At 70.9% G+C, this 22142-nt stretch carries 13 protein-coding genes; 8 read left to right on the forward strand and 5 right to left on the reverse strand.

Annotation, left to right across the window (positions count from 1 at the left end; genetic code table 11):
- The first annotated feature begins 65 nt into the window (after positions 1–65).
- Positions 66–830, forward strand: coding sequence for a translation factor GTPase family protein (locus Q7X29_RS19435; RefSeq protein WP_316574950.1), 765 nt, complete (start codon positions 66–68; stop codon positions 828–830).
- 33 nt (positions 831–863) lie between these two features.
- Here the strand turns inward: Q7X29_RS19435 and Q7X29_RS19440 are convergent, their stop codons facing one another.
- A complete protein-coding gene (locus tag Q7X29_RS19440; RefSeq protein ID WP_316574951.1) occupies positions 864–1268 on the reverse strand; it encodes a MarR family winged helix-turn-helix transcriptional regulator in 405 nt (134 codons plus the stop codon).
- Between the two features lie 82 nt (positions 1269–1350).
- Here Q7X29_RS19440 and Q7X29_RS19445 point away from each other — a divergent pair, with 82 nt between their 5' ends.
- The 3 genes from Q7X29_RS19445 (at position 1351) to Q7X29_RS19455 (ending at position 4948) form a co-directional block, all read left to right on the forward strand.
- Positions 1351–3171: an ABC transporter ATP-binding protein gene (locus tag Q7X29_RS19445; protein WP_316574952.1), complete on the forward strand. Its 1821-nt coding sequence runs from the start codon at positions 1351–1353 to the stop codon at positions 3169–3171.
- A gap of 102 nt (positions 3172–3273) precedes the next feature.
- Entirely contained in the window at positions 3274–3609 is a 336-nt protein-coding gene (locus Q7X29_RS19450; RefSeq protein WP_316574953.1) for a hypothetical protein, read from the forward strand.
- 88 nt (positions 3610–3697) lie between these two features.
- Positions 3698–4948, forward strand: coding sequence for a PucR family transcriptional regulator (locus Q7X29_RS19455; protein WP_218720521.1), 1251 nt, complete (start codon positions 3698–3700; stop codon positions 4946–4948).
- 47 nt (positions 4949–4995) lie between these two features.
- Here the strand turns inward: Q7X29_RS19455 and Q7X29_RS19460 are convergent, their stop codons facing one another.
- Genes Q7X29_RS19460 through Q7X29_RS19475 form a run of 4 tightly spaced genes read right to left on the reverse strand, consistent with a single transcriptional unit; the run spans position 4996 to position 16905 of the window.
- Positions 4996–6303, reverse strand: a complete 1308-nt coding sequence (locus Q7X29_RS19460) for a protoporphyrinogen/coproporphyrinogen oxidase (RefSeq protein ID WP_316574954.1) — start codon at positions 6301–6303, stop codon at positions 4996–4998.
- On the reverse strand, positions 6300–7289 hold the full coding sequence (locus Q7X29_RS19465) for an AfsA-related hotdog domain-containing protein (RefSeq protein WP_218720523.1): 990 nt from the start codon (positions 7287–7289) through the stop codon (positions 6300–6302). Before Q7X29_RS19465 ends, Q7X29_RS19460 begins: the two co-directional genes overlap by 4 nt.
- On the reverse strand, positions 7286–10408 hold the full coding sequence (locus Q7X29_RS19470; RefSeq protein ID WP_316574955.1) for a type I polyketide synthase: 3123 nt from the start codon (positions 10406–10408) through the stop codon (positions 7286–7288). The genes Q7X29_RS19465 and Q7X29_RS19470 overlap by 4 nt, the downstream gene beginning before the upstream one ends.
- A 23-nt stretch (positions 10409–10431) precedes the next feature.
- On the reverse strand, positions 10432–16905 hold the full coding sequence (locus Q7X29_RS19475; protein WP_316574956.1) for a type I polyketide synthase: 6474 nt from the start codon (positions 16903–16905) through the stop codon (positions 10432–10434).
- A 185-nt stretch (positions 16906–17090) separates the two neighbouring features.
- Here Q7X29_RS19475 and Q7X29_RS19480 point away from each other — a divergent pair, with 185 nt between their 5' ends.
- The 4 genes from Q7X29_RS19480 (at position 17091) to Q7X29_RS19495 (ending at position 22135) form a co-directional block, all read left to right on the forward strand.
- Entirely contained in the window at positions 17091–17996 is a 906-nt protein-coding gene (locus Q7X29_RS19480) for an SDR family NAD(P)-dependent oxidoreductase (RefSeq protein ID WP_316575384.1), read from the forward strand.
- Positions 17983–19191, forward strand: a complete 1209-nt coding sequence (locus Q7X29_RS19485; RefSeq protein WP_218718050.1) for a lipase family protein — start codon at positions 17983–17985, stop codon at positions 19189–19191. The genes Q7X29_RS19480 and Q7X29_RS19485 overlap by 14 nt, the downstream gene beginning before the upstream one ends.
- 35 nt (positions 19192–19226) lie before the next feature.
- Complete coding sequence (locus Q7X29_RS19490) at positions 19227–20414, forward strand: lipase family protein (protein WP_316574957.1); 1188 nt, start codon at positions 19227–19229, stop codon at positions 20412–20414.
- A 167-nt stretch (positions 20415–20581) separates the two neighbouring features.
- Entirely contained in the window at positions 20582–22135 is a 1554-nt protein-coding gene (locus Q7X29_RS19495) for an acyl-CoA carboxylase subunit beta (protein ID WP_316574958.1), read from the forward strand.
- Positions 22136–22142 lie beyond the last annotated feature (7 nt).

Below are 22142 nucleotides of genomic sequence, written 5' to 3' on the forward strand. Positions count from 1 at the left end.
GGTACGGTGAAGCCGGATTGAGGAGGCGCCGCCATTCTCGAGTCGAGCTGGAGTACCACAACGCGATGGGCACCGAAGTCATTGATCCGCAGTCGATCCGCAATGTCACGATCATCGGGGACCCCGAGGCGACGACCCGGGTCGTCCACCGGCTGACCCGCCGTCCCGCCGGGCCCCGATCCGGCACGGCGACCACGATCCGGTGGACCGATCACACGATTCGGCTCACCCAGCTGTCGAGCCAGGAGCCCCTCGCGACGCTGGAGCACTCGCTTCGGGTGGCCGACGGGGTGGTCGCGGTCATGAACGCCGCGGCACCGCGCGCCCCTCGGCTCGAGACGATCCTGCGAGTCGCCGACGACCACCAGGTCGCGCGGCTGTGCCTGGTGACCGGGCTCGATCATCCCGCCGCGGACTTCGACCGCTGCGTCCGCACGATCGCGGGCACCCACGGAGCGGTGCCGTTGACGCTGCAGATCCCCCACGGCATCGGCGCCGGGTTCGCCGGCGTCATCGATCTGGTCCCGATGGGGGACCTGGCACCGATGGGCGCCGAGTTCTACGGCAGCCATTGGCAGGTCGCCGAACAGTGGTATCGCAGGCTCGTGACGGCGGTGACCGACCACCAGGACAACGACCCCGGCCCGCCGGAGGTCTCCCCCGAACAGGTCTCCGACCGCGTCCGGCGCCTCACCCATGTCGGCGACGCCGCGCCGGTCCTGTGCGATCCGGCGCCGTGGAGCGATGTCGCCCCGCTCCTGGACGCCGTGATCCGCTACCTGCCGTCCCCCCTGCACGTCTGCCAGCCGGAACACGTCCTCGACTGGTGACCGGCGGCCTCCGGCGTGCTGCCGGGTCGTGGACTATCCGACGAGCTTGCCGAGGATGCCCCGCAACGTGGCACGCTCGTCGTCGGTGAGCCCGGCGAAGAAGTCGTCGGATTCCTTCGTCCGAGCCTCCGACAGGGTGCCGAGTGTCCGCGCCCCCAGGGCCGTCACCGCCACGAGAGTCGCGCGACGGTCCGTCGGATCGGGCGCGCGGGTGACCAGACCGGCCTGCTCGAGCACGTCCACCACCTCTGTCGCCGATCGGGGGCTGATCCGCAACGCCTCGGCGAGAGCCGAGAGCCGCAGTCCTTCGTGCTCGCCCGCCACCCGCAGCGCGCGGGCCTGATGCGGGGTCAGTCCCATCGGCGCGTACGCCGCGGCCCAGCGTCGGCGCAGCGTCCTGGCGACCTGCATCAGGAGCTCGCTGTCGTTGTCGGGCATAAATCCGGCCTCTCCAGTTGTTTACACTGCCAGATAGTGAGGGAACCTCAGCATACGTCCATTCCCCCGAAGGGGGTTGCCTGTGAAAGACCAAGACTCTTCCCGCGGCGGCCGCACCCGCCGCCCCGACCCGGCCGACCGCGCACAGCTGCGCGAGTCCCCCGTGTCCGTGCGCCGGATCGCCGCGCTCTTCGCGCCCTACCGGCTTCGGCTCACCGTGCTGATCGTCCTGATCGTGGCGGGCTCGACGATCAGCCTCGTCTCGCCGTTCCTGCTGCGCCTGGTGATCGACGATGCGCTCCCCCAGCAGAACATCTCGCTGCTGCTGTGGGCGGTGGGCGGCATGCTCGCCGTCACCGTCCTCACCGCCGTGCTCGGCGTCGGCCAGACACTCATCTCCACCACCGTCGGGCAGCAGGTCATGCACGCGCTGCGCACCGACGTGTTCCGCCATCTACAGCGCCAATCGCTGGGATTCTTCACCCGCACCCGCGGCGGCGAGGTCCAGTCGCGCCTGATCAACGATGTCGGCGGCATGCAGTCCGTGGTCACCAGCACCGCGACCGCGATCGCGGGCAATGTCACCACCGTGGTCGGCACCTCGATCGCGATGGCGGTGCTGTCGTGGCGGCTGTCACTGCTGTCGCTGGTGGTGCTGCCCCCGGCGATCTGGCTGACCCGCCGCGTCGCCCTGCTGCGCCGCGACATCACCGCCCGGCGTCAACGCCACCTCGCCGACCTGCACGGTCAGGTCGAGGAAGGACTCTCGGTGAGCGGTGTACTGCTGGGCAAGACGCTCGGCACCGGGCCCGTGGCCTCCGCGCAGTTCGAACAGACCTCCCACGACCTGGTCGACCTCGAAGTGCGTTCCCAGCTCGCCGGCCGCTGGCGGATGGCCACGATGAACATCGTCTTCGCGGCGATCCCTGCCGTCCTCTACCTCGCCGCCGGTTTCCCCGCGACCAGCGGCGCCATGACGATCGGCACCCTGGTCGCCTTCACCACCTTGCAGTCCGCGCTCTTCCGCCCCCTGATGAGCCTGCTCAACGTGGGTGTCGAAGTCACCAGCTCGATGGCGTTGTTCAGCCGGATCTTCGGCTACCTCGATCTTCCGGTCGAGATCGACGAGCCCGCTCGGCCGATCGACCTGGACCCGCGCGATGTCGTGGGCGAGGTCCGGTTCGACGACGTCAGCTTCCGCTACGACGCCCACGGCCCCGAGGTGCTCGACGGTGTCTCGCTCGTCGTGCCGCCCGGGTCGACGCTCGCCCTGGTCGGCGAGACCGGTTCCGGCAAGACCACGCTCGCCTCGCTCGTCGCCCGCCTGCACGACGCGACCGGCGGCCGGGTGAGCATCGACGGCGTCGACGTGCGCCAACTCGAATTGGGCACCCTCGCCCGCATCGTCGGCGTCGTCTCGCAGGAGTCCTACCTGCTGCACACGACCATCCGCGAGAACCTCCGCTACGCCGCGCCCGAGGCCACCGACGCCGAGATCGAGCGCGCCGCCCGCGCCGCTCAGATCCACGAGCTGATCACCTCGCTTCCCGAGGGTTACGACACCGTGGTCGGCGCGCGCGGGCACCGGTTCTCCGGTGGTGAGAAGCAGCGAATCGCCCTGGCCCGCACCCTGTTGCGCGACCCGCGCGTGCTGGTGCTCGACGAGGCCACCAGCGCCCTGGACAACGAGACCGAGCGCGCGGTGCAGGCCGCCATCGATGTGGTGGCCCAGGGCCGCACGGTCATCACGATCGCGCACCGGCTCAGTACGATCCGCGACGCCGACCAGATCGCCGTCCTCGATCACGGCCGGGTCGTCGAGCTCGGCGACCACACGACGCTGCTCGACGACGCGGGACGCTACGCCCGGCTCAACGGCGCCGCCGAGGCCGCGGCGGCCTGAAGTCCGCGGCGGCCGATCGGCAGATCGCCAACGCAGCGCGCCCGACGTCGGGCAGATTCCATCGCCCCGGCCGCCGGGCGCTCGCGCTGTCAGCATGCGACCGTGCGCATCCGGGTGTTTTCCGACGGTCGTGATGGCGATGCTGGGTGCGTTGCTCGCCACGATGTATCACCGCGCTACGTCGGTGTGCTCGCGACGTTCGGACCGATGCATCAGGTGTACACGGCGGTGCGAGCGATCCTGTTCTTCGACGCCGACCTGGGCGCGGGACCGGCGCACGGTTTCTGGATGACCCTGCTCGGCCTCGCCGTCGGGCTGACGCTCGGCGCGCTGGTCAGCCGGCTCTACGACCGCGCCGGCCTGCACCGCAAGCCTCCCGGCACACTCCCGATTCCCCGCCCTGTGAGCCCTCACAGCGGCGATTGCACAAGATCGTGAGCACCCCAGGCAGCGTGACTGGACTCTGAGCCAGCGCTCGCGCGCTAGCTATGTTGCCATTCACACAGGACACGATGGAGTGAACGCGATGACTTCTTCCGCTATCGATCGGGCGCCCGATCCGATCACCACCACCGACGGCCGTGCTGTGTCGAGCTTCTTGGGCAACGTCGACGATCTGGTCTCGCAGCTGGTCACCTACTTCGCCGAGAACGTCATGCCCTGTCAGGCCCTGCCGAGTGAAGCGATGCGCAGCGACGTCACCGAGTTCACCCGACGCTGCCTGATGCTGGCGATGGAGATGCTCGACAAGCGCACGACGCCCTCCGAGGCGCAGCTGGTGGCGCTGCGCGCGGCCTCCGCCCAGCACGCGCGCGAAGGGGTGCCCGTCGAGACCCTGTTGCGGGCCTACGCCGAGGGTTTCCGCATCGGCTTCGAGTTGGTCATCGGCAATGTCACCGCCGCCGATCTCGCCGAGGTCATCGCGGGCACCCGACTGCTTCTGCAGACGCTGGAGGTGATCAACGCGACGGTGACCGGCGCCTACCTCGACGAGCAGCGCCAGGTGGCCAAGGAGCATCAGACCGGGGCCCAGACGATGGTGTCGGCGCTGCTGAGCGGGCACGGTGTCGGCGCCCTGACCCGGCAGACCGGCATCCGGGTGGCCGCGTCGTATCAGGTGGTGGCGCTGATGATTCCGGTGATCGCGGACGAGCTCGATCCCCGGGTCGACGCCCAGGTCGTCGCCCGGCGCAAGCTGCGCCGGGTACAGGCGGCGTTGGCCGATGCCTTCGCCTCGCGCTCGCTGGCGCTGCTGAGCACCTACGGCGGCACCCTGCTGATCCCGAACGACCAACCCGACGAGCCGGTGATGACCGAGGCCGTCCTCACCGAGATCAGCAAGCTGGCCGGGGTCGGGCTCACCGCGACGCTGGTGCCCGCGCCGACCCACCTGATCCCGACGGCGGCCGAGCAGGCGCACGAACTGCTGGATCTGGTGCGTGGCATCGCCAAACCCGCAGGGCTGTATCAGCTGTCGGATGTGGCGATCGAGTATCAGCTCACCCGGCCGGGGCCCGCGCGGCATCATCTCGCCGCGGTGATCGCCCCGCTCGCCGACCATCCGGATCTGCTGGAAACGCTGCGGACCTACATGGACACCGGACTCAATCGCAAAGCGACCGGCAGCCGGCTGCACGTCCACCCCAATACGGTCGACTACCGGCTGCGGCGGGTGGGTGGTCTGACCGATCTCGATCTCACCACGGCGGAAGGCATCCTGCGTGCCCGGATCGCCTTGCTCGCCGACGATCTGGAGAACACCACCGGCGCCGCGTGACGCGGGCGGTCGTCGAGCACGACACCGACGACCGCACCGCATCGGCGCTACCGCGTGATCGCGCGCGCCGCGGCGATGCCGGACCGGAAGCACGCTTCGAGCTGCGCGCCCAGCAGATAGTCCCCGGCGAGTTCCAGTCCGGCCAGGGCATCGGACTGTTCGCGCACCTTCCCCAGGAACGCGGCGTGATCGGGCAGATACGCGCAGTGCGCCGCGGCCCAGCTGCGCGATTCGGTGCGAACGCGGGCCGGCATGAACCCGCCGAGGTGGCCGCGCACCGTCGCTTCGGCTTCGTCGATCCAGCGGCTCAGCTGCACGGTGTCGGGTCGTGGGCGGGCCGCGCGGCCGCTGAAGGTGTAGCGGACGATGTCGCGGTCGTGCACGCCGTAGACGCCGGCGGCGCTGCACGGACCCGAGTCGAACGCGATCGAGCGAACAGTGCTGCCGAAGAACGGCTTCGCGTACTGCACCACCGCCACCGTGGACGGGTGATAGGTCACCTCGCCCAGCAGCTTGGCCAGCGCGGGTGCCACCGGCTCCAGCAGGACCGCGGCCGCGTGCGCCGGAATCGCGAGCACCACCCCGTCGTAGCCGGTGGAGCTCGCCGCGCCGCCGCTGTCGGACACGTCCAGTCCGGTGATCCGCCCGTCGCGGACGACGAGGCGATCCACCCGGGTGTTCAGCCGCACCCGCACCTGCCCGGCGAACCAGTCCAGGACGGGCTGCAGTCCGTCGACGAGCTGGTCGTAGCGATCCTGCACCATGCCCAGGCTCACCCCGAACGCGCCGAGGAAGACCTCGTCCGGCTCGGCGGCGTTGAGCCGAACGGTCAACGGCCGCAACACGGTGCGCGCGAAGTCCGGGCCGAAGTGCGCGCTCAGCGCGGCGGCGTCGTTGCGGGCGCCCACGGCACCGAAGAAGTCCGAGCCCAGGTACCGATGGCGCTCGTCGAAACGCACCCGCGCACCGTAGTAGAGCATCCGCGCCGCGTCCACCGGCGATCCGGTGCGCAGGAGATGACGCAGGAATCCGGCGATGCCGGGGTTGTCGAGGGTCACCATCGTGCCGTCGACGATCTGCGAGCTGTTGATGCCGAACGGCTCGTAGGCCCGGTCTCCCGACGCGGCGATGAACCGGCGCAGCTCGTAATATCGCCGTCCGATGTTCTTGCCGCCCATCATGATCGGGCGGCCGCCGAGCGTGTCGAAGCCGCAGCGGCCGCCGAGCACGGCGTCTTGTTCGAGCACCTCGACGTCGTGTCCGGCCTGATGGAGCTGGTAGGCGGCGCCGATACCGGACAGACCGCCGCCGATGACGGCGAACCGCTTGCCCGATCCTGTCGCTGGGGTGGTCATGATCCGGTGTGCTCCTGTCGTTCCCGGGACGCGGGATAGTGCGCCAGCTCGAGGCGAGCGACGGCGATGGTGTTGCCGAACTGGTGCAGGTCGACCTGGACGGCGATCTCGCCCATCGCGAGGTCGCCCACGATCGTGGTGGCGCAGGTGATCTCGCTGTCGAGTTCGGCGAAGTCGCTGAACCGGGCCGTCACGTCCAACACCGCCGCGACCGGCGAGTCGAGCGCACCGGCCTCGGTCGCGGCGAGGACCGCCGCCTGCCGGAACGCCTCGAGCAGCAGCGGGCCGGGGACATGGTCGTACTGGTGGTCGAAGAAGCTCGGGTGGCCGCGATCCACGACCAGGACCAGCCTGCCCGCGGCATCGCGGGCGAGCACGACATTGCGTGGGTCGCGCCGTCCGACCAGGGCGGGATCCAGCGGTCGGGGTGCGTCGGCGCCGCTCGGGGCGCGCGCGGATCGACCGCGCCGCTGGAGTTCGCGGAATTCGTCGTAGGCCTCGCGCGGGAACGCGATCCCGCTGCCGCGCACCGACAACGCCGACGCGCCGTGCACGGTCAGCACGGCCTCGAAGGAGACATCCTGGTAGTAGCCGCGGCCTGACCCCGCTGCCCCCGGGCGGAGTCGCACGATCCCCTCGAAGGGTTCGCGTTCGGTGTCGCGGAAGGTGCTGAGGTCTTCGACCTGGAACGACATCGTCTGCAGGCTCGCCGGCGCGTCGGCGGGCACTCCGAGGTGCCGCTGGCCGACGACCAGCAGCGACTGTCGTACGGCCTCCAGCGCGGCGAAGGGATCGTGATAGGCGACCAGCCGGTCGAACCACAGCGAGTGCGCTCGCGGAACCTGTACCGCGACAAGGAATTCGCTCTCGCCCACGACGGCGGTGTCGGCGACGTATACCTCGGCCAGACCGCGCCGGTGCGCCAGGACGGCCGGTACCAGCTGCTCGAAGGCGACGGTGCCGCGAGGCACGGAGGACAGCGTCATGCGGGCACCGCCTCGGGGGTCGTCGTGTCGGCCCAGATCCGGGCGACGAGCAGATCCGCGAGCGCTCGGGGCGTCGGATGGGTGAACAGATCCTCGAGCGAGACGTGGGTACCCGCGGCTCTGGTGATCCGGCCGCGCAGTTCCAGCGCGCTGAGCGAGGTCAGCCCGATCTGCAGGAGCGTGGCGTCGAGGTCGATGTCGTCGTCGGTGCGGTCGATGAGGATTTCCCGGATCTGGGCCAGCACCAAGCGCGTCGCGACCTCGGCACGCTGCTCGTCCGGGATCTCCGCCAGGTCCGCTCGCTCGCGGGCCTGCGCCGATTCCCGCAGCGTCGACGGTCCGGCGGACGGCGTCGCCTCGCCGACGATGCCGTTGCCCGCCGCGCCGATCAGGTTCTCGACCACGGCGCTGTCGGTGTGTACCCAGTAGCGCCTGCGCTGGAACGGGTAGGTCGGCAGGTCGACGAGCCCGGGCGCCCGGTCGCCGTGGAGCGCCCGCCAGTCCACCTCGGCGCCGCCGACCCATGCGCTCGCCACGGCCTGCACCGCCGACATCGCCTCGTCGACACCGGGTCGCAGCAGCGGGACGGTGACGCTGCCGCTGGCGGCGAGCGTCTCGTAGACCAGGGCGGAGAGCGTGTCGCCCGCGCCGAGCTCGAGATAGGTGTCCACCTCGGCTTCGTGCATCCAGCGCACGCTGTCGTGGAAGAGCACCGGTTCACGGGCCTGGCGAACCCAGTGGCCGACCGAGGTCAGCAGGCCCGGGGTCGCTTCGGCGCCGGTCAGTGTGGACACGACCGGGAGCCGGGGCTCGTCGAGCCGGATCGACGCCAGGACCCCGCGCAACTCCTCGACGATCGCCGCCACGTGGGGGGAGTGGAAGGCGCGATCGACACCGAGCCGCGTGACCCGGCGCCCGCGGCCCCGCCAGTACCGGGCGATCTCACCGATCGCGGTGGGATCGCCCGCGATCACCGTGGCGTTCGGGCCGTTGACCGCGGCCACCGATACCGTCGCGCGCCCCGCGATCGAGGCGAGCGCCTCGCCGGCGCCTGCCCGCACCGCGATCATCGCGCCCTGTTCCATGCGCTGCATCAACCGGCCACGGGCGGCCACTACCGCGATCGCGTCGGGGAGCGAGAACACCCCGGCCACATACGCGGCGGTGAGTTCACCGAGGGAATGCCCGACCAGGTAATCCGGTGTCACTCCCCAGGATTCGAGCAGTCGGTACAGCGCCACCTGGAGGGCGAACACGGCGGGTTGGGCGTAGTCGGTCCGCGCGAGCAGCTCGGTGTCGGCGTCGAACACCGCCCCGCGCAGCGTGTGCTCGAGGTGGGCGTCGAAGCCGGCGGCGGTCTCGTCGAAGGCCCGCGCGAAGACCGGGTAGGCGTCGTAGAGTCCGCGGCCGATACCGGCGAGCTGCCCGCCCTGACCGGGAAACATCATCGCCAGCTTGCCGCCGCGAGGCGACGCCACGGCCGAGGGTGCGCCGAGCGCGGCGAGCCCGTCGAGGAGTTCGGCGCCGGTCCGGCTCACGACGACCGCACGGTGGTCGAATCGCGTGCGCGTGGTGGCCAGCGAATACCCGATCCCGGCGGGGTCGGCGGCGGAGTCCGCCACCGCGGCGTACAGCCGAGCCGCCTGGGCGCGCAGACCGGCGGCATCGCGCGCCGACAGCGGCCACGCGACGGGTGCCGTGGGGTGCCGATCCTGCTCCGTCACCGGGCTTTCCGGCTCCGGCGCCTGCTCCACGATCACGTGCGCGTTGGTTCCGCTGATGCCGAACGACGACACCCCGGCCCGGCGCGCGTGCTCGGTTTCCGGCCAGACCTGGGGACGCCGCGCGAGCCGGATCCGGTCGGCGGACCAGTCGGCGTGCGGGGTCGGTGCGTCGACGTGCAGGGTCGGCGGGACCATCGCGCGCCGGAGCGACTCGACGACCTTGATGACGCCGGCGACCCCGGCGGCCGACTGGGTATGTCCCATATTGGATTTGACCGAGCCGAGCACCAGCGGCGGCGCACCGTCGCGCTGCCCATAGGTGGCCAGCAAGGCCTGCGCCTCCACCGGGTCACCGAGCACGGTGCCGGTGCCGTGGCCTTCCACCACGTCCACCTCGCCGGCCCGCAGCCCGGCGTTGGCCAGGGCCGACTGGATCACCCGCTGCTGGGCGATGCCGCGCGGCGCGGTGAGCCCGTTCGACGCGCCGTCACTGTTCACCGCGGACCCGCGCACGACCGCGAGCACCCGGTGCCCGTGCCGCCGGGCATCCGAGAGACGCTCCAGCAGCAGCATTCCGGCGCCCTCGCCCCAGGCCGTGCCGTCGGCGCCGGCGGCGTAGGACTTGCACCGCCCGTCCGCCGCCAGCGCGCGCTGGCGGGAGAACAGGGCGAACGGCATCGGGGTCGACATCACGGTGACGCCCCCGGCCAGGGCCGTCGTGCACTCCCCCAGCCGCAGCGATTGCACGGCCTGGTGGATCGCGACCAGCGAGGACGAGCACGCGGTGTCGACGGTCACCGCGGGCCCCTCCAACCCCAGCAGATAGGCGACGCGACCGGCCGCCATGGAGGCGTGGTTACCGGTGAAGTAGTAGGTCTCGGCGCCGTCCCAGGACCGGGTGGCGCCGAAGCCGTAGCCCTGATCGCTGAAGCCGACGAACACCCCGGTCGCGCTGCCGCGCAGGGCCGTCGGGTCCAGCCGGGCGTGCTCGACCGATTCCCAGGCGATCTCGAGCAGCAACCGCTGCTGCGGGTCCATCGCCTCGGCTTCGAGCGGGCTGATGCCGAAGAAGCCGGCGTCGAACTCGCCCGCGTTGTCGAGGAAACCTCCTTCGCGCACATACGATTTGGCGAACTTGTCGGGGTCGGGGTCGTAGAACCCGTCGATGTCCCAGCCGCGATCGGCGGGGAATTCGGTGATCAGGTCGCGCCCGTCGATCAGGGCCTGCCACAGCTCGTCGGGTGTGGTGATCGCGCCGGGGAACCGGCACGACATGCCGATGATCGCGATCGGTTCCCTGGCGCGTTCCTGCTCCTCGCTCAGGCGCTGCCTGGTTTCCTGCAACTGTCGGGTGGCGCGCTTGAGATAGGCGCGCAGTTCGGCTTCGTCGGCCATTCGAGTCTCGCTTTCTGGTCGGCTCAGACCGAACGGACCTGGTCGATCAGGTCGAAGAGCGCGTCGTCGTCGGCGACGTCGATGTTGTCGACGAAGTCCTCGGCCCCGCCGCCGCGCAGGGCGCGCGCGAGGTCGTTGATCCGGCCGAGCAGCTCCTCGATCCGTTCCGGCGGCAGGTCCACCCCGGCGCACCCGGCGGCGAGCGCGTCGAGCTGGGCGGCGATGCGCGCCGCGGGATCGTCGACCGGGGCGATCTCGGTGCGCAGGTACTGAGCCAGCGCGGCGGCGTTGGGGTAGTCGAACACGATGGTGGTGCGCAGCTTGGCCCCCGTGGCGGCTTCGAGCCGATTGCGGAATTCCACCGCGCCCAGCGAGTCGAAGCCCAGGTCGGTGAAGGCGGTCTCCGCGGGCACCGCCTCGGCGGAGGCATGCCCGAGTACCGCCGCCGCGTGCGACCGGATCACGCCCAGGATGATCCGCTCCTGCTCGGCGGGCTCGACGCCGGCCAGCGCGGCCAGCAGCTTCGCCGATTCGTCGGAGCCGCCACCGGCGACCCGGCGCGGACCGCGCAGCAGCGACCGCAGAATCGCGGGCATCTCGTCCACGTCGCCGAGTGACTGCAACGCGGTGAGATCGAGTCGGGCGGGGACCGCCAGCGACCTGCCGGTCGACAGCGCGGTGTCGAACAGGGCCATGCCGTCCGCGTCGCCGAGCGGGATGAGACCTTCGCGGCGCATCCGCTGCCGGTCACGCTCGGTGAGATGACCGGTGATGCCGGTGCCGCGCTCCCACAGCCCCCAGGCCAGGGCGGTCGCGGGCAGGCCGTGCTGCCTGCGGTGCTGGGCCAGTGCGTCGAGGAAGCCGTTGGCCGCGGCATAGTTCGCCTGACCGGGATTGCCGAGCAGACCCGCGATCGAGGAGTACAGGACGAACTGGGCCCGCGGGTGGTGGCGCGTCGCCTCGTGCAGGTGCCAGGCGGCTTCGGCCTTGGCGTGGAATACCTTCGCGACGTGGTCGGGGGTGTGCTCGGCGAACAGCGCGTCCGCGACCAGGCCCGCGGTGTGCACCACCGCGGTGAGCGGGCGCTCGGGTGGGATCGCGGCGACCAGCGCGGTCACCGCGTCCCGGTCACCGACATCGCAGGCGGCGATGTCGACCCGGGCGCCGAGCGCGGCCAGTTCGGCGGCGAGCTCGGCGGCGCCGTCGGCAGCGGGTCCGCGCCGGCTGGCCAGCAGCAGATGCCGCACGCCGTGGGCGGTGACCAGGTGCCGGGCGGCGAGCGCGCCCAGGCCGCCGGTGCCGCCGGTCACCAGGACGGTGCCGTCGGGGTCCAGCGGGGCCGGGACCGTCAGCACGTACTTGCCGACGTGGCGGGCCTGACTCAGCTGCCGGAACGCCTCCGGCGCCCGTCGCACATCCCAGCGCGTCACCGGAAGGGGGCGCAGGACACCGGATTCGAACAGGCCGCGCAGGTCGGTCAGGATCTCGTGCAACCGGTCGGGGCCCGCCTCCATCAGCAGGAAGTTCTGGTAGCCGACCCCCGGGTACCGCGCCGCGATCTCGTCGGGGTCGCGCAGATCGGTCAGGCCCATCTCGATGAAGCGCCCCCCACGCGGCAGCAGGCGCAGCGACGCGTCGACCTTCTCGCCCGCCAGCGAGTCGAGCACGATGTCGACACCGCGGCCCCCGGTGACCGCCAGGAACTTGCCCTCGAACTCGGTGGTGCGGGTGTTGCCGATACGCTCGTCGCCGAAACCGTTCGCCCGCAGCACATCCCATTTCCCGGGGCTGGCCGTGACGAACAGGTCGAGCCCGAGATGACGGGCCAGCTGCACCGCGGCCATCCCGACACCGCCGGTCGCGGCGTGGATGAGCAGCGACTCCCCTGCCCGCGCCCCGGCCAGGTCGACCAGAGCGTAGTAGGCGGTGGCGAACACGATCGGCGCGGCGGCGGCGTCCTCGAACGACCAGCCCGTCGGGATCGGGATCACCGTCCGCCGGTCGGCCACCACCGTGGCGCTCACGCCGGTGAAGATGCCCATCACCCGGTCGCCGGGCGCGAAGTCCACCACGTCGGGTGCGACCTCGATGACGACACCGGCGCCTTCGCCGCCGATGGCGGTGTTCGGGATCGGGTACATCCCGAGCACGATCAGGACGTCACGGAAGTTCACGCCCGCCGCGCGGACCGCGATGCGGACCTGCCCCGGTGCCAGCGGTGTGGGCGCGGACTGTTCGGCGAGGAACATGTTGTCCCCGTTGAGGGTGCCGCGACCGCGATCGACGAGCTGCCAGTCGCCGCCGTCGAGCGCGTCGGCCGATCCGACCGTATCCGCGCCGGCGCGAACCAGGCGGGGCGCGTGGGATTCGCCGTGCCGGATCGCCAGCTGGGGTTCGGTGGTGAGCGCCACGGCGGCACGGACCGCCTCGCGATAGTCGGTCCGCCCGTCGAGATCGAGCAGGGTGATCCGGCCGGGGTGCTCGTTCTGTGCGGTCCGCAGCAGACCCCACACCGCCGCGCCCGCGAGATCGCCGATGTCCTCGGCGCTGTGCACGGCGACCGCGCCGGTGCTCACGAACACGATCCGGGCCCGGGTGAACCGATCATCGGCGAGCAGGTCCTGGACGACGGTCTGGACCGCGATCACCTGCTCGTGCGCGGTCGCCGGGTCGGGGGCGGCACCGGGCACCCGCACGACGACGAGGTCGCCCGCGCCGCGTGCGCACTGCTCCACCACGACCGCGCCCTCGGCGAGGGTGTGCCATTCGCCGTCGTCGCCGATCGCGTCGGGTGCGGGGACCGTCACCCAGTTCAGTTCGAACAGGCCGCCGTCGGTCGCCGACGGCCGCTGTTCCAGGAGGTCGAGCGAGATCTCGCGCAGCGCCAGCGATTCCGCGCGGGCGACCGGCCTGCCCGTCGTATCGGTCAGTTCGAGCGCGATCCGGTCCGTTCCGGCGGGGGTCAGCCGGACCCGGAGTTCGGCCGCGCCCACCGCGAACAGCGACACGCCTTCCCAGGCGAACGGGAGCCGCACCGTGCCGGACTCGGTCGGTCCGACGGTGCCAGTCGCGATCATCGCGTGCAGCGCCGCGTCCAGCAGCGCGGGGTGCAGACCGAACTGCCCGGCCGCGCCGGCGTCGGCCTCGGGCAGGGCCACCTCGGCCAGCACCTCGGCACCGTGGCGCCAGATCCGGCCGAGCCCGCGGAAGGCGGAGCCGTAGTCGTATCCCGCCGCCGCCATCGCCTCGTACGGGTCACCGAGAGCCACCGCGACGGCTCCCGGCGGCGGCCACGCACCGGTGGCGGCCGCGGCCGGATCGGTCGCGGCCCGCACGGTGCCCGTGGCGTGACAGGTCCACGGCAGGTCGGACCCGGTCGATGTCTGCGGGCGGGAGTACACCCCCAGGGTGCGCTCCCCCGACTCCCGCGCCGCGCCGACGAGCACCTGGATCTCCACCGCGCCCGGCTCGGGCAGCACCAGCGGCGCTTCGAGCACGAGTTCACCGACCTCGGGGCAGTCCACCCGTTGTCCCGCGTGCCAGGCGAGTTCGACGAAGGCCGTCCCGGGCAGCAGAATCGCGCCGCCGATCCGGTGACCCGCCAGCCAGGGGTGGGTGTGCGGCGACAGCCGCCCGGTCAGCAGCAGCCCGCCGTCCTGGGCGAGATCGACCTTGGCGCCCAGCAGCGGATGGTCCGCGGCGGCGAGTCCGGCGCCGCGCACATTGCTGCTCTCGGTCACCTCGAGCCAGTACCGGTCGCGCTGAAAGGCGTAGGTGGGCAAGTCGATCCGGCGGGCCCCGGAACCGTCGAACACCGAGACCGGATCCAGCGACGTCCCTGCCGAATACAACGCCGACAGTCCCAGGGCGAACGCGAGGTCACCGGCCAGGCCGGGCCGTTGCAGCGCGACGGCGGTCACTGCCTCACCGTCGTCGACGATCTCGTGCACCATCGCCGTCAGGGCGGCGCCCGGCCCCATTTCCGCGAAGCAGTCGACACCGCCCTGCTCGCGCGCCCACCGCACCGCGTCCAGGTAGCGGACCGGTTCGCGCAGATGGTTGACCCAGTAGTCCGGGGAGCACAGTTCGGTCACCTCGGCGACCTTGCCGGTGAGCGCCGAGATCACCGGCACCGTCGGCGGATGATAGGTCAGGCCGCGACATACCTGGTCGAATTCCGCGAGGACCGCGTCCATGTGGGCCGAATGGAACGCGTGACTCACCAGCAGCCGGGTGGTGCGCACGTCCTCGGCCGTCAGCTGACCGGCGAGCGCGTCGATCGACGCGCTCGCGCCCGACAGGACCACCGACGCGGGCCCGTTGACGGCGGCGATGCTCACGTCGTCGTATTCCCGGACCAGCTCGGCGGCGGTCGCGGCGTCCGTGGCGACCGCGATCATCGCCCCGCCCGCCGGTCCGGACTGCATGAGCCGTCCCCGGGCCGCCACCAGCGCGCACGCGTCCGGCAGCGACCAGACGCCGGCCACCTGCGCCGCGACGATCTCCCCGATCGAATGGCCCAGCACGAATGCCGGTCGCAGGCCCCAGGATTCGGCCAGCCGGTAGATCGCCACCTCGGTGGCGAAGAGCGCGACCTGGGTGATCTCGGTGCGGTCCAGCAGGGCGGCGCGCTCGGTGCCCGGCGCGGCGAAGACCACGTCGAGCAACGAGAGCTCGAGGTGCTTGTCCAGTTCCTCGCAGACCTCGTCGAAGGCCGTCCGGTACACGGGATAGCTGTCGTAGAGCTCGCGCCCCATGCCGACGCGCTGCGCGCCCTGCCCGGGGAACATCGCCGCCGTCACCGCCGCACCGGCCGTGCCGCGCACGACGTTGTGCGCGGACCGATCCTCGGCGACCGATCGCAGTCCCGCGGCCAACTCGTCGAGATCGTGTCCCACGATCACGGCGCGATGGTCGAACCGCGCCCGGGTATCCAGCAGCGAGAAGCCGATGTCGACGGCGTCGGTGGCGACGCCGGACTCGACCGCGCCGAGCAACGCCGCCGCCTGCGCCACGACGCCGTCGGCCGAGCGGGCGCTCAGCACCCACGGAATCACCGGCGGCACAAGGGCATCGGCGGGCCGGGCCACGTCCTGCTCGAGGTCGCCGCGCTCGACGATCACATGCGCGTTGGTGCCGCTGATACCGAAGGACGACACCGCCGCACGCGGCGGACGACCGGTCGCGGGCCACGCCTGGGTCTCGGTCGCCAGCCGCACCGCGCCCGCGGACCAGTCCACGTGCGGCGTCGGCTCGTCGACATTGATCGTCGGCGGCACGAGCCCGCGCCGCATCGCCATGACCATCTTGATCAACCCGCCGACACCGGCCGCGGCCTGGGTATGGCCCATGTTCGATTTGAGCGACCCGAGCAACAGCGGCTCCGCCCCGTCGCGCTCGGCACCGTAGGTCGCCAGCAGCGCCTCGGCCTCGATGGGATCGCCCAGCCGGGTCCCGGTGCCGTGCGCCTCGACGACGTCGACCTCGTGCGAGGCCAGCCCCGCGTCGGCCAGCGCCGAGCGGATCACCCGCTGCTGGGATCGTCCGTTCGGCGCGGTCAGGCCGTTGGACGCGCCGTCGGAGTTCACCGCCGTGCCGCGCACCAGGCCCAGGATTCGATGGCCGTTACGCCGGGCCTCGGAGACCCGCTCGAGCAACAGCATGCCGACGCCCTCACCCCACGCGGTACCGTCGGCGCCCGCGGCGAAGGACTTGCACCGGCCGTCGGCGGCGAGGGCGCGCTGGGTGGAGAACGCGACGAACGCGGCGGGTGTCGCCATCACCGTGACACCGCCGGCCAGCGCCAGCGTCGACTCGCCGGAACGCAGCGATCGCACCGCCTGGTGGATCGCGACCAGCGACGACGAGCAGGCGGTGTCCACGGTGACCGAAGGCCCCTCCAGCCCGAGCACATAGGACACCCGGCCGGAAGCGATGCTGGAGGCCTGCCCGGTCATCAGGAAGTGCTCGATCGTCTCGCGCACCCGTTCGTCGATATCGCGCGAGGACGGGCCCTGCATATCCGGCATCAGGCCGACGAACACACCGGTGGCGCTGCCGCGCACCGTGGTCGGATCGATGCCGGCCCGCTCGAACGCCTCCCACGCGGTCTCGAGCACCAGCCGCTGCTGCGGGTCCATCGCCAGGGCCTCGCGCGGACTGATGCCGAAGAAGTTCGCGTCGAACGCGGTGGCGCCGTCGAGGAAGCCGCCCGTGCGGACGTACGACTTGCCTGGCAGCCCGGGTTCGGGATCGAACAGTCCCTCGACGTCCCAGCCCCGATCGGCGGGCCACTCCGACACCAGGCTGCGCCCCTCGACGGCCGCCTGCCACAGCTGCTCCGGCGAGGTGACCCCGCCCGGGTAACGGCACGCCATTCCGACGATGGCGATCGGCTCGGTGGCTCGCGCTTCCACGTCGTCGAGACGCTGCCGGGTGACCTGCAATTCCCGGACGGCCTTCTTCATATACGTGCGTAGTTCGTCTTCGCGAGCCATACGGCAAACATCTCCTAGCTAATCGACAGCTGCTCGGGCACTGACGGCGTCACGCTATGTCAGCCGATGACCGAATTCCGGACGCGCAGGCCGTCTTTGGGAAACGACCAGCCCGCGCCGCGCCGCGTTTGACGTTTTCCAAACGCATTGCCATCGGGATTCCGCAATTCGTAATGTCGGGCGCCATGGCAAGGACTCCCGATCCGATACCGGATCAGCACGGCCGGCGATTCGTCATCACCGGGGCCAACGGCGGCCTCGGCGCGGAGGTGACCCGCGTTCTCGTCGCCCACGGCGCCTCGGTGGTCATGGCCTGCCGTGATCCGCGGCGCGGCAGCGATATCGCGGCACGCGTGGGGGGCGATGTCACGGTGGCCGAACTGGATCTGGCCGACCTGACCGCCGTCGCGCGATTCGCCCGGCAATGCGGCGAATTCGACGTGCTGATCAACAACGCGGGCCTGATGAATGTGCCGTTCGCGCGCACGGCCGATGGTTTCGAGACCCAATTCGGGGTCAATCATCTCGGCCATTTCGCCTTGACCGGGCTCCTGCTGGACCGAGTCCGCGACCGGGTCGTCTCGCTGTCGAGCATTTCGCACGGTTGGACGCGTTCCCTGCCGCTCGACGACCTGCGTTTCGAACGCCGCCGGTACTCGCGCTCGACGGCCTACGCCGAATCGAAACTGTCCACGTTGATGTTCGGCCGGGAACTGCAGCGCAGGCTCGACGAGCACGGGTCGCGTCTGCGGTCGTATGTGGTGCATCCGGGCGTCTCCCCGACCGGCCTCGTCGCCCACACCGAGACCCCGCTCGACTACGTCGCCGAGCCGTTCATCCGCCTCGTCGGTCAATCACGCGCCGCCGCGGCACAATCCATTCTGTACGCCGCGACCTCGCCCGACGCGGACCCGCACACCTATTGGGGGCCGACCAAGCTGTTCAACACGCGGGGCGCGATCGGCGCGTGCCCGTCGAGCGCGCTCTCGCGCGAGCGCTCCCGCTGGCAGCAGTTGTGGGAGGTCTCCGAGCGGGCCACCGGTATCGGTTTCCGGATTCCCGCGCCGGGGGTGAGCCATGAGGATCGCTGACGCCCGCGCCCTGGCCTGCGCCGTCTTGGCCGGCCTGCTCGTCGCGGGCGCTCAGCCCGCGACCGCCGCGGTGCCGCTGTATCCGACGCCGGACCCCGACCCCTTCTATTCCGCGCCCGCCGACCTCGCGAGCCGGGATCCCGGGGCGGTCCTCGCGGTCCGCACGCAAGATCCGCTGCCGTATTTCCCCACGGCCACGGTCACGCTGATCAAGTTCCGGTCCACCGATTCCCAGGGCAGGCCGATCGCGGCGACCACCACGATCCTCACCCCGAACGACCACCGCCCCGGCGGGCCGCTGCTGTCCTACCAGCACATCATCAACGGTCTCGGCACGCAGTGCGCGGTCTCGCGCGCCCTCTACGCCTACGACCCGAACCTGCTCTACCGGGCCGTTCCGCTGCTGAACACGATGCTGCTGCGAGGCTGGAGCATCGCGCTGCCCGATCACCTCGGACCGAACGCCGCCTACGGCGCGGCCCGGCTCGGCGGCCAGATCACCCTCGACGGCATCCGCGCCGCGCTCCGGGTGCCCGAACTCGGCCTCGCCGACAGCCCGGCGGCCATGCTCGGCTATTCCGGCGGCGGAATGGCGACCGGCTGGGCCGCGGCCCTCGCGCCCCGGTACGCCCCGGAACTCCGGCTGGTCGGGGCCGCGCAGGGTGGTGTGCCGATGAACATCACCACGATGGCCCGCGCCCTGGGCTTGGCTCCGCACCCCATGTTCGGGCTGGCCATGGCCGCGGCGCTCGGGCTGGAACGCGAATACCCGGACCGGCTGCCGATCAGCGGACAGCTCAACGACACCGGCCTGGCGGTGCGCGAGGCGATGTCCAACGGCTGCACGGTCGAACTCATCGCCGCGGGCGCCATGCACAGCGCGAGCGACCTGGCCTCGACCGTGTCCCTGATCGACGACCCGAGGGCGTGGGCGGTAGGCGACGAGAACAGCCTCGAACTCTTCGACGGGGTGCCGACGATGCCGATCTTCGAATGGCACACCCCGGTCGATCCGCTGATCCCCGTCGACGCGGTCGTGCACACCAACCAGCGCTACTGCCGGGCCGGAACCCCGGTCCTGTCCGAGCTCTACCCCAGTCCCGACCACCTCGCCACCGCGGTCATGGGATTCCCCTCCGCCGTGGCGTGGCTCGACGCGCGGTTCCGCGGCGAACCCGCGCCGACCAACTGCTGACCACCCGCCTGCTCCACCGATGACAAGGATCCACCATGCGCCGGATCTGGACGGCCGCCCTGACGGTGCTGTTCTGCGCTCTGACCGCCGGACTGTTCGCCCCCGCGGCGACCGCCGAACCCCTCTATCCCACACCGAACCCGGACCCGTTCTTCACGGCACCCGACACCCTCGGCGACCTCGCCCCCGGTGACGTGGTCCGTACGCGCAAGCTCGACACCGGGCTCTACGCGGGCACCGACATCTGGCACGTCGCCTTCCGCTCCACCAATTCCGCGGGCCACCCCATCATGGGCGTGACCACCGTGCTGATCCCGGTCGGCGTCCACAACCCACCGCTGGTGTCCTACCAGGCCCTGATCAACTCCCTCGGCACCAAGTGCAACCCCTCGTACTCGTTGCTCAACGAGGAAACCCTCGACGCCTTCGGCGCGGTGCTGCCGCTGAGCCGGGGCTGGGCGGTCGCGCTGCCGGACTACCTCGGCCCGACCGTCGCCTACGGCGCCGCCAAGCTCAGTGGCATGGTCACCCTCGACAGCGTGCAAGCCCTGCAACGCGCGACCGAACTCGGCCTGGGTCAGTCACCGATCGCACTGGCCGGGTACTCCGGTGGTGGCATGGCCACGGCGTGGGCCGCCGCTCTGCAACCCACCTACGCGCCCGATCTGACACTCGCCGGCGTCGCCGCGGGCGGTATTCCGGCCGACCTCGAACAGATGGCCCTGGGCATCGGCTTCGGCCCGCACCCCGGGTTCGGTCTCGCGTGGGCGGCCGCCATGGGCCTGGAACGCGAATACCCCGAGCGACTGCCGATCTCGGACCAGCTCAACGCCGAGGGCCTGTGGTTCCGGGACTTCACCCACGACGAATGTCGCCGCTTCCTGCTCCTGCACGGCGCACTGCGCAACGCCGAACAGCTCGCCGCCACCAAGAGCCTGATGGACAATCCCGACGCCCGCGCCGTGCTGCGCGAGAACAGCTTGCGCGACTACCCCGGCATCCCCGAAACCCCCACCTTCTTCTGGCAAGGAGTCTTCGACGAACTGACCCCGTTCGACGCCGTCGCCGACGTCGCGGACCGGTACTGCCGCGCGGGGGCATCGATCACCTTCTCCCGCTACGAGATAGCCGAACACATGACCACCGCGGTCGCGGGCCTGCCCGAAGCCTGGAACTTTCTGGAGGCGCGCTTCCGGAACGAACCCGCGCCCGCGCGCTGCTGAGCGCGACATGGCCGACGTAATCCATTGTGTTCGACCGGACAGTGACGGGAAGACGACATGACGACCGACTGTGAACTGTCCCTGAGACTCGGCGCTTCGAGCCCGAGCGCCCCGAATCCGCCTAACGTCTGCGCCAGCACAGTAGTAGCTGAAAGGTGGCGGTAGGCGTGGCGAGTACGCAGGCGAAGCTCGAGCAACTGGTCGACATCCTGGCGATCGCGGCAGAGCCCGCCGGCGAGGCCGGCGTCGCCAAGCGCGCGAAGAAGGGCATTCCCAGCGTCCGCGAGCGTCTGCGCATGCTCCTGGACCCGGGCACCTTCGTCGAGATCGGCGCGTTCGCCCGCCAGCCCGACCAGCCCGACGCCCTCTACGGCGACGGCCTGGTCACCGGTCGGGGACTCATCCACGGGCGGCCGGTCGTGGTGATCGCCCACGACCAGACCGTCTACGGCGGGTCGGTCGGCGTCACCGCGGCGCGCAAGTTCATGCGCGCGTTGAAAATCGCCTTCGACAATGCCTGCCCGGTGGTCACGATCAACGACTCCGGCGGAGCGCGGATCCAGGACGCGGTCGGCTCGATCGCCTCCTTCGGCGACATCTCCCGCGTGCTGGAAAAACTGTCCGGCTATGTGCCGCAGGTGTCGATCATCCTCGGCAAGTGCGCGGCGGGGTCGGTCTACGGGCCGATCAACACCGATGTGCTCATCGGCACCAAGGATTCCTACATGTTCGTCACCGGGCCGGAGGTGATCAAGGCGGTCAACGGTGAGGACATCTCCGCCGAGGACCTCGGTGGCGCCGAGGTCCAGGCCAAGCGCGGCACCCTGCATCACATCGCCGACACCGAGCAGCAGGCTTACGACTGGGCCCGCAACTACCTGAGCTACATGCCGACGAGCTGCCTCGAACAGCCACCGATCGTCAATCCCGGGCTGGAGTCGGAGATCACCGCCCACGACCTGGAACTCGACGCGATCATCCCGGATTCCGACCGCGCGGGCTACGACATGCACGACATCTTGCTGCGCATCTTCGACGACGGTGAATTCCACGAGATCCGGGCCCTGTTCGCCCCGAACCTGATCACCGGCTTCGCCCGGGTCGACGGCCACCCGGTGGGGGTGATCGCCAATCAGCCACTGGTGCTGGGCGGTTCGATCGATGCCGCCTGCTCGGACAAGTCCACCTACTTCATCCGGCTCTGCGACGCGTTCAACATCCCGCTGGTCTTCGTCGTCGACACCCCCGGCGTGCTGCCCGGCCTCGAACAGGAAGCCGCCGGTGTGATCATCCGCGGCGGTCGGGTCCCCCGCGCGATCATCGAGGCGACGGTGCCGATCATCAATCTGGTGGTGCGCAAGTCCTATGGTGGCGCCTACGGCATGATGGCCGCCCGGCAGGTCGGCGCCGACATCAGCTTCGCGTGGCCGACCGCCCGGATCGCGGTGATCGGCGCCGAGAGCGCTGTCGACCTCATCGGCAAGCGCCAGCTGGCCGCCGTGCCCGAGGAACATCGCGCCGCCGCCCGCGATTTCATGATCAACCAGTACAACGAGACGGTCGCCACCCCGTGGATCGCGGCCGAACGCGGCTACATCGACGCCGTCATCGAGCCGTCCCGCACCCGCCTCGAGATCCGCCACGCCCTGCGCCTGCTGCGCGACAAACCTCCGGTCACCCCCGAATTCAACCCGCGCAAGCACGGGATCTACCCGATGTGAGCCCGCC

The organism is Nocardia canadensis (genome assembly GCF_032656385.1).
In the GTDB taxonomy this organism is placed as follows: domain Bacteria; phylum Actinomycetota; class Actinomycetes; order Mycobacteriales; family Mycobacteriaceae; genus Nocardia; species Nocardia canadensis.

Bases quoted from the DNA above. Each gene is read 5' to 3' on its own strand.
- Q7X29_RS19460 (WP_316574954.1), bottom strand. From the start codon at position 6,303: ATGACCACCCCAGCGACAGGATCGGGCAAGCGGTTCGCCGTCATCGGC.
- Q7X29_RS19485 (WP_218718050.1), top strand. From the start codon at position 17,983: ATGAGGATCGCTGACGCCCGCGCCCTGGCCTGCGCCGTCTTGGCCGGC.
- Q7X29_RS19435 (WP_316574950.1), top strand. From the start codon at position 66: ATGGGCACCGAAGTCATTGATCCGCAGTCGATCCGCAATGTCACGATC.
- Q7X29_RS19470 (WP_316574955.1), bottom strand. From the start codon at position 10,408: ATGGCCGACGAAGCCGAACTGCGCGCCTATCTCAAGCGCGCCACCCGA.
- Q7X29_RS19465 (WP_218720523.1), bottom strand. From the start codon at position 7,289: ATGACGCTGTCCTCCGTGCCTCGCGGCACCGTCGCCTTCGAGCAGCTG.
- Q7X29_RS19455 (WP_218720521.1), top strand. From the start codon at position 3,698: ATGACTTCTTCCGCTATCGATCGGGCGCCCGATCCGATCACCACCACC.
- Q7X29_RS19490 (WP_316574957.1), top strand. From the start codon at position 19,227: ATGCGCCGGATCTGGACGGCCGCCCTGACGGTGCTGTTCTGCGCTCTG.
- Q7X29_RS19480 (WP_316575384.1), top strand. From the start codon at position 17,091: ATGGCAAGGACTCCCGATCCGATACCGGATCAGCACGGCCGGCGATTC.
- Q7X29_RS19475 (WP_316574956.1), bottom strand. From the start codon at position 16,905: ATGGCTCGCGAAGACGAACTACGCACGTATATGAAGAAGGCCGTCCGG.
- Q7X29_RS19440 (WP_316574951.1), bottom strand. From the start codon at position 1,268: ATGCCCGACAACGACAGCGAGCTCCTGATGCAGGTCGCCAGGACGCTG.